The organism is Ruegeria arenilitoris (assembly GCF_013032445.1).
GTDB classification, from domain to species: domain Bacteria; phylum Pseudomonadota; class Alphaproteobacteria; order Rhodobacterales; family Rhodobacteraceae; genus Ruegeria; species Ruegeria arenilitoris_F.
Genome location: NZ_WQCA01000002.1, coordinates 111,224 through 124,180 on the forward strand (window position 1 = coordinate 111,224; position 12,957 = coordinate 124,180).

Below are 12,957 nucleotides of genomic sequence, written 5' to 3' on the forward strand. Positions count from 1 at the left end.
GCCTCCTAGCTCGACCAAAAACCTCATACCCATCGGAAATGCCTGCGCCCCTTGCCGGTTCGTCTGTAAGTTGCGTATTCCGATGATTGTCGACATACACACACTAACGCAGGTTTCGCCACAGGCGAAAGGGCGATTGGCAGAATTTTGCGCATAAAAATCGGAGGTCCAGATGACACAGCCCGTAGCAATGACAGAACTGTGGCGCGGCCCGTTGTTGGAAAGCCTGCATCTGGGCCACGCGGTGATTTGCGATGACAGCGGCCAGATCGTGCAAAGCTGGGGCGACCCGGATGTGACGATCTATCCCCGGTCTTCGGCCAAGATGATTCAAGGGCTTCCGCTGATCACCTCCGGCGCGGCTGCGAAATACGGACTGAATTCCGAGCATCTGGCGCTGGCCTGTGCCTCGCATAGCGGCGCGCATATCCACACGGACCGTGTGTCGGCCTGGTTGGACCATCTGGGCCTGACCGAGCATGATCTGCGCTGCGGCCCGCAAGAGCCACAGGACATGGCGGCGCGCGACGGGCTGATTCTGGCCGATGATACGCCTTGCCAGATTCACAACAACTGCTCGGGCAAACACTGCGGGTTCCTGACGGTAGCGCAGCATATGGGCGCGGGGCCTGAATATCTTGAGATCGATCATGACGTGCAACAGGCGTGTCTGTCCGCGCTTGAGGAAACAACGGGAGAGACTAGCCCGGCCTATGGGATCGATGGCTGTTCGGCCCCGAACTTTGCGACGTCGCTGGTGGGGCTGGCGCGCTCGATGGCATGGTTTGCGTCGGCTGCCGACCGGTCGGACCGGGCCAGCGATGCTGCGCAGCAGTTAACCGCCGCGATGATCAAGCACCCGGAACTGGTGGCGGGTGAAAACCGCGCTTGTACCGAGCTGATGCGCGCCATGGAGGGCCGGGCTGCGATCAAAACCGGGGCCGAAGCCGTTTTCGTCGCCATCATCCCGGAAAAACGCATGGGTGTGGCGCTGAAGATCGCCGATGGCACCACCCGCGCCAGCGAATGCGCCATCGCTGCCCTTTTGGTGCATCTGGGCGTGTTGGAGGCCGAACACCCGGCCACCCGCAAATTCATGAACGCCATCCAATACAGCCGCCGCGGGATAGAATGCGGCGTGATCCGCCCGGCACCAGGTTTCCCCGGTTAAGGGTCACATCTCGATTGGATGCACCTCGGCCACTTCGACCGAGCCTGTTCCGCTGACAACCATGGGGCAGCCCTTGGCCATCTCGGTCGCGGCGTCGATGCTGTCGGCCTTGATGACGGTAAAGCCCGACGCAGGGTTTGCCCCACCATTGTCAACGACGCCACCGGAACTGACCGTATAGGACTGGCCCACCGGGTTGCCGGGAATGTCCAGCGCGTCGCCCATGTTCTGAAACCATGCGCCCCAGGCGGCCATGGTTGCTTCGATCTCGGCGGGATCGGTCGGAGTATGACCGCCGTGATAGACAAACAAATACTGAGGCATTTCTCTTCCTCCTTGATGAAATACTTAAAATTGCGCTTCGAGCTTGCGCAGCGATGAAGTCCAGCCCTGGTTGTGGTTCGCTGCGATCTCATCATCATCCAGATCGCGGTGATCCAGAATCAGGCGCGCCCCCTCGCCAGCCGGTTCTACGGTCAGCGTCACATGGCTTTCGGCACCGCGGTGATCCTGATAGTCATGCCAGCCCCAGGTGAACCCCACCGAGTTGGGCGGATCGACATGGGTGACCTGCCCCGAGACCTTGTATTGCTGGCCCTCGGCGTTCTGCATCACTGAATACCACGGCCCGAGGCGTGAAAAATCCAGATCATGCTCGGGTACATGCATCCCTTCCGGCCCCCACCATTGCAACAGCTTTGCGCCATCGCTGATCCAGGCAAAAAGGTTTTCCGGCGTGGTGGGAAACTCACGTTCCAGTTTCAGGTCGGCCATGAATCCTCCCTTTCAATCAAATCGGTCAAACGGTCTAGGCTGCCTTCCCAAAATTGCCGTTTCGAGATGGTCCATTCGGCAATCGCCCGCAGCCCCTCGGGCTGGATGGAATACATCCGCTGGCTGCCTTGTATCCGTTGCTGTACCAGCCCAGCTTCTCGCAGCACCTTCAGATGGCGCGAGATCGCGGCACCGGACATGCCGCGTCCCTCAATCAGGTCACCGGCGGGCAGTTCGCCATCCTGCATCAACTGCTCGACGATCGAGAATCGGGTGGCGTCGGACAAGGCCGAGAATGCGGTCAGAAGCGTGTTCATGACCTTCGTTTAACATTTTAGTTAAATAAAGGGAAGCCCCTTGCGGTCAAACCTCGGCAAAGGTCGAACGGGAATAGCCCTGCAAGTAGAGTAACGCCGTCAGATCTCCGTAATTAACCCGAATGTCGCATTGCTGCGCGACCGAGGGCTTGGCGTGCAGCGCCACCCCGGTTCCGGCCCGGCCCAACATACCCAGATCATTGGCACCATCGCCCACGGCCAGCACGTCGGCCTCAGACAGGCCCAATCGCTTTGTGATCTGTTCCAATGCATCTACCTTGGCCTGCTTGCCCAGAATCGGGCGCTGCACATCACCGGTTAGCTTGCCACTCTCGGCCAGCAGCGTATTGGCGCGGTTCTCGTCAAAACCCAATTGCTCCGCCACGTTCGCAGTGAACGCCGTGAACCCGCCCGAGACCAAAGCCGCGTAGCCGCCGTTCGCGCGCATCGTTGCGACCAGTTCCCGACCGCCCGGCATCAGCGTGATGCGTTCCTGCAGCACCTTGCCGATCACCGCCTCATCCAGCCCCGTCAACAGACCGACCCGTTCAATCAGCGCGCCCTCGAAATCCAACTCGCCATTCATCGCCCGCGCGGTGATGTCTTTGACCCGGTCACCGACACCTGCCTCGTCGGCCAGTTCGTCAATGCACTCCTGCTGGATCATGGTGCTGTCCATATCGGCCAGCAGCATTTTCTTGCGCCGCCCTTCGGCAGGTTGAACGATCATGTCTACACCCATCTGTTGCAAGTCGGCCCAGACATCCCAGCGATTGTCGGGTAACTCTGGCAGGGTGAACTCCGCCGCCTCATCAGGGCTGAGCCACGTGCCGTCCCCTCCGCCCCACGCATTGCGCAAAGACTCCAACAACACCTGATCCAGCGAGGGCGTCTTCGGGTTGGTTAGCAGCGTGGCTACATACATCATCGATCTCCGGCAAGCTCACCTGCGCATATCGCAGGTGCAGCATTTTCGCCAGTGACAGTTTGATGCGGTCAGCCAAGAATTCCCGGCAGACGCAGCCCATGCGCGCGGGCGCAATCCTTGGCAATTTCATAGCCCGCATCCGCATGACGCCACACACCCGAAGCCGGATCATTCCAAAGAACCCGTTCCAAGCGTCTGGCGGCGTCCTCGGTGCCGTCGGCACAAATCACCACACCGGCGTGCTGGCTGAACCCCATCCCAACACCACCACCATGATGCAACGACACCCATGTCGCCCCGCTGGCCGTGTTGATCAGTGCGTTCAGCAAGGGCCAGTCAGATACCGCGTCCGAACCGTCCAGCATCGCCTCGGTTTCGCGGTTGGGGCTGGCGACCGAACCACTGTCCAGATGGTCACGCCCGATCACAACCGGCGCTTTCAACTCACCGTTGGCAACCATCTCGTTGAAGGCCAGCCCGGCGCGGTGACGGTCCCCCAACCCGATCCAGCAGATACGTGCGGGCAAGCCCTGAAACGCGATCCGCTCTTGCGCCATGTCGAGCCATCGGTGCAGGTGCTCGTTCTCGGGGAACAGCTCCTTCATCTTGGCGTCGGTCTTGTAAATATCCTCGGGGTCGCCGGACAGAGCACACCAGCGGAACGGGCCGATCCCCTTGCAGAACAGCGGGCGGATATAGGCAGGCACAAAACCGGGGAAAGCAAAGGCGTTCTCCAACCCCTCATCCTGCGCCACCTGCCGGATGTTGTTGCCATAATCCAGCGTCGGCACACCCGCACTCCAGAAATCTACCATCGCGGCAACGTGCTGTTTCATCGAAGTGCGAGCAGCCTTTTCTACCGACTTAGGGTCTGTTTCACGCTTCTCACGCCACTCTCCCATGGTCCAGCCCAGCGGCAGATAGCCATTGATAGGATCATGTGCGCTGGTCTGATCGGTCACGATATCGGGACGCATCCCACCCTCTGACATCCGACGGTAAATCTCTGGGAAAATCTCGGCGGCATTGCCCAGCAGGCCCACAGATTTCGCCTCGCCGGCCTTGGTCCAGCGGTCGATCATCGCCAGAGCTTCGTCCAGCGTTTCCGCCTTTTCGTCGAGGTATTTGGTCCGCAAGCGGAAATCGATGCTGTCGGGGTTGCATTCGACAGCCAGACAACAGGCTCCTGCAAACACTGCAGCCAGCGGCTGTGCGCCGCCCATACCGCCCAGCCCGCCGGTCAGGATCCACTTGCCGGTCAGATCGCCGCCATAGTGCTGACGCCCGGCCTCGGCAAAGGTCTCGTACGTACCCTGAACGATGCCCTGCGTGCCGATATAGATCCACGAGCCAGCGGTCATCTGGCCGTACATCATCAGGCCTTTTTTATCGAGCTCGTTGAAGTGATCCCATGTCGCCCAATGCGGAACGAGGTTCGAATTGGCAATCAGAACGCGCGGCGCATCCTTATGTGTGCGAATGATCGCAACGGGTTTGCCGGACTGGACGATCAGCGTCTCATCCTCTTCCAAGTCCTTCAATCCAGCGACAATAGTGTCGAAGTCCTGCCACGTCCGCGCCGCACGCCCGATGCCGCCATAAACAACCAGCTCATGCGGGTTCTCGGCCACATCCGGATGCAGGTTGTTCATAAGCATCCGCAGCGGTGCCTCGGTCACCCAGCTTTTGGCGTTCAGCTCAGGCCCGGTTGGTGGATATATATCGCGGGTGTTCTTGCGAGGGTCGGTCATGGCGTAAGCTCCAATGCTGTGTGTTGGATCGCATCCAGAATACCGCGCAGCCAGTAGCGCAGGCGGTCGGCTTTTTCGGTGTCATAACTCCACGGAGCAGCCTCAGACGTCAGATAGGTGGACTGCGCCAACTCCATCTGGATGGCATGTATCCCGTCGGCCGGGCAACCATAATGCCGCGTTGTCCATCCACCGCGAAACCGGCCGTTCAGAACCGTGCTATACGGGGAGGAATTCGCGATTTCATTTGTAATAGACTCTATTTGTAGCGCACAGGTCGCGCCGCCATCCGTTCCGATATTCATGTCCGGCAATGTTCCCTCGAACAGAAACGGAATACGGCTGCGGATCGAGTGGCAGTCATACAAAACCGCCACGCCATAACGATCGCGGACGCGCTGCAACTCGTTGGCAAGCGCCGCGTGATAGGGCGCGTGGTAGGCCTGCCTGCGCTGTTCGATCTCATCCACCGAGGGCTCCTGCCCATCGCGCCAGATCGGCTGTCCGTCAAAATCGGTCAATGGCACCAGTGTCGTTGTGTTTTGACCGGGGTAGAGCGACACCCCTTCGGGGTCGCGATTGGCATCGATGACATAACGGTGCACATGTGATTGCACCACAGTCGCACTATCCAAAAGCCCTTCATAGAGCCTGCTTATGTGCCAGTCTGTGTCCGCCAGCGCGCGTCCTGTGTCGTTGAGACGGGCTGCGATGTTGTCCGGCACGAAGGTTCCGCCATGGGGCTGGCCCAGCACAATCGGGCTATCTCCACGCTGCACGCTGACCACTTGCATCATTTCAGCTCCGGCATAGGGCTACCCACCGCACCAAGGATCGCGCCTTCAGCCACCAGTTGTTTAGCGGCCTCCAATTCCGGTGCCAGATAACGGTCCTCGTCCAGCGAGGGGATATCTACCCGCAGCCGGGAAATGACCCTCTGCAATGGTCCGCTGGTGACCAATGGCGCGCGAAATTCCACCCCTTGTGCCGCGCAGAGTAGTTCAACCCCTAGAATGTAGTTCAGGTTTTCGACCATCCTTGACAGTCGCCGGGCGCCATGAGCGGCCATCGACACGTGGTCCTCCTGATTGGCCGACGTCGGAGTGCTGTCGGTCACGCAGGGGTTGGCCAGATGTTTGTTCTCGCTCATCAGTGCAGCCGTGGTGACCTCGGCGATCATCAGACCGGAATTCAGCCCCGGATCAGGGGTCAGGAACGGCGGCAGATCAAAGCTGAGCGCCGGGTCTACCATCAGCGCAATGCGTCGCTGGGCGATGGCGCCAACCTCGGACAGTGCCAACGCGATCATATCGGCGGCAAACCCGACGGGTTCGGCCTGGAAGTTGCCGCCCGAAACGATGCCGTCCTCAAGGACCAGCGGATTGTCGGTGGCGGCGTTAGCCTCGATCTCAAGCGTAGCAGCGGCCTGCCGCATCACGTCCATGGCCGCCCCAGTGACCTGCGGCTGACATCGGATGCAATACGGATCCTGCACACGGGTATCACCTTCCCGATGACTTTCCCGGATTCCCGATCCTTCCAGCACGGCACGCATGGCGCTGGCGGCCTCGGTCTGGCCGCGATGGCCGCGCAGAGTGTGAATTTCGGGCCGAAGAGGCGCAGTGGACCCCATGATCGCATCGGTCGACAGGGCCGAAATAACCAGCGCGCTTTGCGCCGTACGCCAGGCATCGAACAGGCCTGCCAGCGCAAAAGCGGTTGAAAACTGGGTGCCGTTGATAAAGGCCAGGCCTTCTTTTGGGCCAAGCTGAATCGGCTCTAAACCAACGGTATTCAGTGCCTGAGCGCCCGGCAGGATGTTTCCGTTCACCTCGGCTTCACCTTCTCCGATGATCACGGCAGTCATGTGGGCCAGCGGCGCCAGATCCCCCGACGCGCCCACAGACCCCTGCGCCGGGATCACCGGTGTAACGCCGCGCGCCAGCATCTGCTGCAACAGCTCAATCAACTCCCACCGAACACCCGAGGCGCCGCGACCGAACGACAGCAACTTGAGCGTCATCATCAGCCGGGCCACGCGTCGGGGTATGGCCGGGCCAACACCGCAACAATGGCTGAGGATCAGGTTGCGCTGCAGGGTTGAGGTATCCTGTGGCGCGATCTTGTGACTGGCCAGCTTGCCGAAGCCCGTGTTGACGCCGTAAACTGGCGCGTCACCCAGAGCGGCGACCTGAATGCGCCGTGCTGCCACCTCGACAGCTGGTTGGCAGTCAGGGTCCAGCACGACGGCGGATTGGTCCCAATAGACCCGGGCCAGTTGCGCCAACGTCACTTGACCTGGTTGCAAAGACAGAGGTGTCATTCCAACCCTCCAAATAGGCGTTTGTGTAGAGGGTTGAAGCCGATGCGATAGGACAGCTCAGCCGGGTGCGTCACATCCCAGACCGCCAGATCCGCCCTCTGGCCCGGAGCGATCATGCCCGCATCGCTGATCCCCAACGCGTGTGCAGCGTTGCGGGTGACACCGGTCAAAGCCTCTTCGGGCGTCAGACGGAACAAGGTGCAGCCCATATTCATCGTTAGCAACAGCGAGGTCAGCGGCGATGAGCCGGGGTTGCAATCGGTCGCTAGCGCCATTGGGACCTGATGCTGACGCAGCAAATCAACCGGCGGCATCTGCGTTTCGCGCAGCGTATAGAACGCACCCGGCAGCAGCACCGCTGCGGTGCCCGCTTCGGCCATGGCTTTCACACCTTCTGCGTCCAGATATTCGATATGATCCGCCGATAGCGCCCCGTACGAGGCCGCCAGCCGCGCACCGCCCAGATTGGACAGTTGTTCAGCATGTAGCTTCACCGACAGGCCGAGCTCTTGCGCCACGTCGAAAACCTGAGCGATCTGGGCGGGGGAGAAGGCGATGCCTTCGCAGAACCCGTCCACCGCATCCACCAGCCCCTCGGCATGTGCCGTACGCAGAGTTGGGATGCAGACCTTTTGGATATAGTCATCGGCCCGTCCGGCATATTCGGGCGGCACCGCATGGGCGCCCAGAAAGCTTGTTTTGACCCGCACCGGGCGGGCTTCGCCGATCCGGCGAGCCACGCGCAACATCTTCAGCTCGGTTTCCGTATCCAGCCCATAGCCGGACTTGACCTCGATGGTGCACACACCCTCGGCGATCAATGCGTCCACCCGGGTCAGCGCGTCGGTCAGCAGTTCCGCCTCGCTGGCCGAGCGCGTGGCGTTGACCGTGGACAGGATGCCGCCGCCCGCCCGGGCGATTTCCTCGTAGGAAGCCCCATTCAGGCGCATCTCAAACTCGGTCGCGCGGTTGCCGCCGAATACAACATGGGTGTGCGCATCGATCAGGGCGGGCGTGATCAGGCGCGCTCCAAAATCCTCAACCGTCCAATCGGCGTATTCGGCGGGCAGGCCCCGTCGCTCACCGGCCCAGACGATAACTGAGCCGTCGATGGCAATCGCCGCATCCCGGCAGAGCCCATAGGGCGGATCGCCCCCAAACATCGTGGCCATCGCGGCGCTGGTCAGGACCATTTTTTGGGTCATGGCGATTCTTTTCAGCTCCCCTCTTGCTTGATTTTTTCGTATACGTGTAAAAATATAAAGTCTACACAAATTGGAAGCGGAATGCTGATCCACGCTAAAACAGCCTTATTAGGCTCTGATTGGGCTCATGATGTGCGGGTCGAGATCGACCTCGGGCGCATTACCCGCATTCGGAATCAGGCCGCTGCTGCCCCCGGGGACGTGCAAGTCGATGTGCTGTTGCCTGCCCTGGGGAACCTGCACAGCCATGCTTTTCAACGGGCCATGGCGGGCATGACCGAGACCCGCGCTGCCGGGCGCGAGAGTTTCTGGACCTGGCGCAACCTGATGTACCGCTTTCTGGACCGCCTGACGCCGGAGCAGATCGAAGCCATCGCCGCGCTGGTGTTCATGGAGATGCAAGAGGCCGGGTATGCCTCGGTCGGTGAGTTCCACTATGTCCATCACCAACCGGGTGGCGCGCCTTATGACCAGTTGTCGGAACTCAGCCAGCGCATCCTTTCCGCCGCGCAGCAAACGGGGATCGGACTGACCCACTTGCCCGTACTCTACACCTATGGCGGCGTCGCGCAGGAGCCGCTCTCGGGCGGGCAGTTGCGGTTTGGCAACGATGTGGAGCGGTTCCTGAAATTGGTCGATGAGTGCCGCTCTAGGTTGCCAGACAGTGACTCTGAGGTGGGTATAGCGCCGCATTCGTTACGCGCAACTTCGCCCTTGGATTTGTCCAAGGCGCTTGTGGCCACATCTGATGGACCCGTGCATATCCACATCGCTGAACAAGTGCAGGAGGTCACCGATGTGCAGGCCGCGTTGGGCCAACGTCCCGTAGCCTGGTTGCTGGACAATGCGCCTGTCGACGCGCGCTGGTGCCTGATCCACGCGACTCACATGACCGATGCTGAAACCTCTGCCTTGGCCCGTTCCAGCGCCGTTGCAGGCCTGTGTCCAATCACCGAGGCCAATCTGGGCGACGGTATCTTCAACGGCGCTGTATATGTCGCTGAAGGGGGGCGTTTTGGCGTTGGATCAGACTCTAACATTAGGATTTCCCTGCCCGAGGAGCTGCGCACGCTGGAATACTCTCAGCGTTTGCGCGACAAACAGCGGGCTGTTCTGGTCAAGGACGGCTCGGTCGGTCACGCGCTTTACACCCAGGCGGCGCTGGGTGGCGCGCAGGCCCTTGGTCGCAACGCGGGTGAGATTGCCGAGGGCAAACTGGCAGATCTAGTGGCCGTTGACCGAAACCACCCGACCCTCTGCGCCCTCAGCGATAACCAACTGCTGGACGGGCTGTGTTTCGCCGCGCCCGATGGGTTGGTCACCGATCTGTGGTCCGCCGGGCGTCATATGGTACAACAGGGCCGCCACGTCGCGCGCGACCGGATTATCCCCGCCTATCGATCCGCGATTGCGGACCTGCTGGCCTCGGTCTAAAGCTGCGCCATGCCTCAGCCCAGCGAAACCACCAGCTACAAAGACATCAAACAGACCGTTTTGGCGCGCATCCGGTCGGGCGAGTTGCAACCGGACTCGCTGCTGCCCAATGAACAGGAGCTTGCGGTCGAGTTTTCCTGCACCCGGACCACGGTCAATCGCGCCCTGCGCGAACTGGCCGATGAAGGCTATCTGGAGCGTCGCCGCAAAGCCGGTACCCGCGTTCTGAGCGCCCCTCAGCGGCAAGCCCGGTTCACCATCCCCATGGTCCGCGATGAGGTCGAGGCATTGGGCGGCACCTATCGCTATGCGCTGGTTTCCTCTGGTTCAGAGACTGCTCCCGAGTGGCTCAGCGCCCGTCTGGCCCTGCAACCGGGACAAAGCGTGGTGCATGTGCGCTGCATGCATTTCAACAGCAACACACCGTTTCAGTACGAGGACCGCTGGATCGTCACCGCCTCGGTCCCGCAGGTGGCGCAGGCGGATTTCTCGCAGATCGGCCCGAATGAGTGGCTGATCCAGACCGTGCCCTTCACCAATGTCGAGTTGAGCTTTCTGGCCAGCCGCGCCGATGCCACGGTCGCCGGGTTTCTGGACGTGCCCGAAGGCGAGCCGGTCTTTACCGGCGAGCGGATCACATGGCTGCAGGGGGAACCGGTAACCTTTGCCAAGATGTTCTTTGCCGCGGGCTACCGGATGACCACGGAATTCTGACCCTCACCCCGTTTTCCGCTTTACCGCCCAACCAATCCGCGACAGATTCGGCCCCGTATTGAGCAGGCGCAAAGGAATGACGATATGGGAAACCCGCTGTATGACCGGCTGTTTGGCATTCACGCGGGCAAGAATACCCCGTTCCTGCACTTGCCCGATGGTCAGACCATGACCCATGCGGCCTTTCTGGACATGGCCGCGCAGATCGCCAACGCCCTTACCGGGTATGAGCTGGAGCCCGGCGAACGGGTGGCCGTGCAGGTTGAAAAATCGCCCGAGGCGCTGGCGCTATATGCCGCCTGCGTGCAGACCGGGCTGATCTTTCTACCGCTCAACACGGGCTACACCGCCACCGAACTGCAGTATTTCATTGAAAACAGCGGCGCCAAGCTGGTTGTCTGCGACGATGCAAAGGCCGAAGGTCTCGCCCCCATCACCGCTGCCCAAAACGCACGGTTAGAGACGCTGAACGCCGACGGCTCGGGCAGTCTGATGCGGCGGTCCATGGGCATGTTGCCCGCGTTTGAGCCTGTTCGCCGCGCCGAGGATGATCTGGCAGCCTTCCTATATACCTCGGGCACCACCGGGCGGTCGAAAGGCGCGATGCTGACACAGGCGAACCTGTTGTCGAACGCCGAGACGCTGGTGCAGGAATGGCGCTTTACGCGAGATGACGTGCTGCTGCACGCCCTGCCGATCTTTCACACTCACGGGTTGTTTGTGGCGACCAACGTGGTGCTGGCTTCGGGCGGGTCGATGATCTTTCTGCCGAAATTCGACCTTGAAGACATGCTGCGCCTGATGCCACGGGCCACGTCGATGATGGGGGTGCCGACCTTCTACACCCGCTTGCTGGACGATGATCGCTTCTCCGACGATCTGGCACGGCATATGCGGCTGTTCATCTCGGGTTCAGCCCCGTTGCTGGCCGAGTCCCATGAACGGTTTGAAACCCGCACCGGGCACCGCATCCTTGAACGCTATGGCATGACCGAAACCAACATGAGCACCTCGAACCCCTATGACGGCGAGCGTCGTGCGGGTACGGTTGGCTTCCCGTTGCCGGATGTGGACCTGAAGGTCACTGACCCGGAAACCGGGGAACCACTGCCGAAAGGTGAGATTGGCATGATTGAGGTGCGCGGCCCGAACGTGTTCCAAGGCTATTGGCAGATGCCCGAGAAAACTGCCGCCGAGCTGCGCGAGGACGGGTTCTTCATCACCGGAGATCTGGGGCGTGTGGATGAGGACGGCTATGTCCATATCGTTGGTCGGGGCAAAGACCTGATCATCTCGGGCGGCTACAACATCTACCCCAAAGAGGTCGAACTGGTGCTGGATGATCAGCCCGGCGTGCTGGAAAGCGCGGTGATCGGCGTGCCGCATCCGGATTTCGGCGAAACCCCGGTGGGTATTCTGGTGCCCGAGCCGGGACAGACCCCGGACCCCGAGGCCATTCTGGCCAATGTGCAGGACGCTTTGGCCCGGTTTAAACATCCCCGAAAGCTGATCGTGCTGGATGAACTGCCGCGCAATACGATGGGCAAGGTGCAGAAAAACGTCCTGCGCGAGGACTACAAGGACCTGTTCACCAGGGGTTAGGGGCCAGCCGCACCCGCCCTGCCTCGGTCAGCAGCCAGCAGTCTCGGCCTTCGAATACCGCCGTGGCCAGCGGACGACCATAGCCCGCGCCTGCGTCCAGATTGATCCGAATACCGCAATGTTCGGCCCGGTCCACCGGCGTGTGCCCATGCACCACCAGCCACGGATGCGGGCCGGGGTCGCCTAGAAACTCGTGACGGATCCAGATCAGATCATCCTCGGCCTGTCGTTCCAACGGAATGCCGGGTCGGATGCCCGCGTGGACGAACAACAGCTCACCCTCTTGATGGTACAAAGGCTGCGCATTGATGAAATCGATATGTTCGGGTGGCACTGCCGCACAGGCGCGTTCGTTGACCTGAAAGATGCGGTCCTCATCCACGACCTCGACCCCGTATGAACCCAGCGTTTCCCGCCCGCCCAAACGCGGGTGAAGCCAGCTGAGTGTGATCGGCAGGCGATTGTCGGCGATCTCACACTCCTGCACGAACCGGGCCATCATCCGGTCGTGATTACCCTTGACCATGATCCAGTTTCGACCTGTCCGTTGCCCCTCAATCAACAGGTCCAGCACGCCACGACTGTCGGGGCCGCGGTCCACATAGTCCCCCAGAAACACAATGCGCGCATCTGGCCCGCCATCCTGTTCAATCAGGCGCAGCGCGTGTTCCAGCATGCCAAGTTGACCGTGAATATCACCAACGGCGTAGATGGGGGAGGTCATGCAAAATCCTCGGG

13 protein-coding genes are annotated in these 12,957 nt (G+C 61.0%); 4 read left to right on the plus strand and 9 right to left on the minus strand.

All coding sequences use genetic code 11. The annotated features are described in order from the left end of the window. Positions 1-172: 172 nt before the first annotated feature. The gene (locus GOW98_RS02925) at positions 173-1,171 is read left to right on the plus strand and encodes an asparaginase (protein WP_170329571.1); all 999 of its coding nucleotides are present in this window, start codon (positions 173-175) and stop codon (positions 1,169-1,171) included. A 3-nt stretch (positions 1,172-1,174) separates the two neighbouring features. On the opposite strand, the gene GOW98_RS02930 is transcribed toward GOW98_RS02925, so the two are convergent. From GOW98_RS02930 to hutI, 8 genes are all read right to left on the minus strand, one after another. Next, complete coding sequence (locus GOW98_RS02930; protein ID WP_170329572.1) at positions 1,175-1,495, minus strand: YciI family protein; 321 nt, start codon at positions 1,493-1,495, stop codon at positions 1,175-1,177. A 24-nt stretch (positions 1,496-1,519) separates the two neighbouring features. Continuing rightward, on the minus strand, positions 1,520-1,945 hold the full coding sequence (locus GOW98_RS02935) for an SRPBCC family protein (RefSeq protein ID WP_170329573.1): 426 nt from the start codon (positions 1,943-1,945) through the stop codon (positions 1,520-1,522). Continuing rightward, on the minus strand, positions 1,933-2,262 hold the full coding sequence (locus tag GOW98_RS02940; RefSeq protein ID WP_170329574.1) for an ArsR/SmtB family transcription factor: 330 nt from the start codon (positions 2,260-2,262) through the stop codon (positions 1,933-1,935). The genes GOW98_RS02935 and GOW98_RS02940 overlap by 13 nt, the downstream gene beginning before the upstream one ends. A 46-nt stretch (positions 2,263-2,308) precedes the next feature. After that, positions 2,309-3,187, minus strand: coding sequence for a phosphoserine phosphatase SerB (gene serB / locus GOW98_RS02945; protein WP_170329575.1), 879 nt, complete (start codon positions 3,185-3,187; stop codon positions 2,309-2,311). 71 nt (positions 3,188-3,258) lie between these two features. Continuing rightward, complete coding sequence (hutU, locus tag GOW98_RS02950) at positions 3,259-4,941, minus strand: urocanate hydratase (RefSeq protein WP_170329576.1); 1,683 nt, start codon at positions 4,939-4,941, stop codon at positions 3,259-3,261. Continuing rightward, positions 4,938-5,735, minus strand: coding sequence for an N-formylglutamate deformylase (gene hutG / locus GOW98_RS02955; protein ID WP_170329577.1), 798 nt, complete (start codon positions 5,733-5,735; stop codon positions 4,938-4,940). Before hutG ends, hutU begins: the two co-directional genes overlap by 4 nt. After that, complete coding sequence (gene hutH, locus GOW98_RS02960; RefSeq protein ID WP_170329578.1) at positions 5,735-7,264, minus strand: histidine ammonia-lyase; 1,530 nt, start codon at positions 7,262-7,264, stop codon at positions 5,735-5,737. Before hutH ends, hutG begins: the two co-directional genes overlap by 1 nt. Further along, complete coding sequence (hutI, locus tag GOW98_RS02965; protein WP_170329579.1) at positions 7,261-8,469, minus strand: imidazolonepropionase; 1,209 nt, start codon at positions 8,467-8,469, stop codon at positions 7,261-7,263. Before hutI ends, hutH begins: the two co-directional genes overlap by 4 nt. Positions 8,470-8,550: 81 nt before the next feature. Between hutI and GOW98_RS02970 the strand changes: the two genes are divergently transcribed. The 3 genes from GOW98_RS02970 (at position 8,551) to GOW98_RS02980 (ending at position 12,219) form a co-directional block, all read left to right on the plus strand. Beyond that, positions 8,551-9,903, plus strand: a complete 1,353-nt coding sequence (locus tag GOW98_RS02970; protein WP_170329580.1) for a formimidoylglutamate deiminase — start codon at positions 8,551-8,553, stop codon at positions 9,901-9,903. A 9-nt stretch (positions 9,904-9,912) separates the two neighbouring features. Further along, a complete protein-coding gene (locus GOW98_RS02975; protein ID WP_170329581.1) occupies positions 9,913-10,617 on the plus strand; it encodes a GntR family transcriptional regulator in 705 nt (234 codons plus the stop codon). 84 nt (positions 10,618-10,701) lie between these two features. After that, positions 10,702-12,219, plus strand: coding sequence for a malonate--CoA ligase (locus GOW98_RS02980; protein WP_170329582.1), 1,518 nt, complete (start codon positions 10,702-10,704; stop codon positions 12,217-12,219). On the opposite strand, the gene GOW98_RS02985 is transcribed toward GOW98_RS02980, so the two are convergent. Beyond that, a complete protein-coding gene (locus GOW98_RS02985) occupies positions 12,206-12,943 on the minus strand; it encodes a metallophosphoesterase family protein (RefSeq protein ID WP_170329583.1) in 738 nt (245 codons plus the stop codon). The two genes, GOW98_RS02980 and GOW98_RS02985, sit on opposite strands and share 14 nt — an antisense overlap. Positions 12,944-12,957 lie beyond the last annotated feature (14 nt).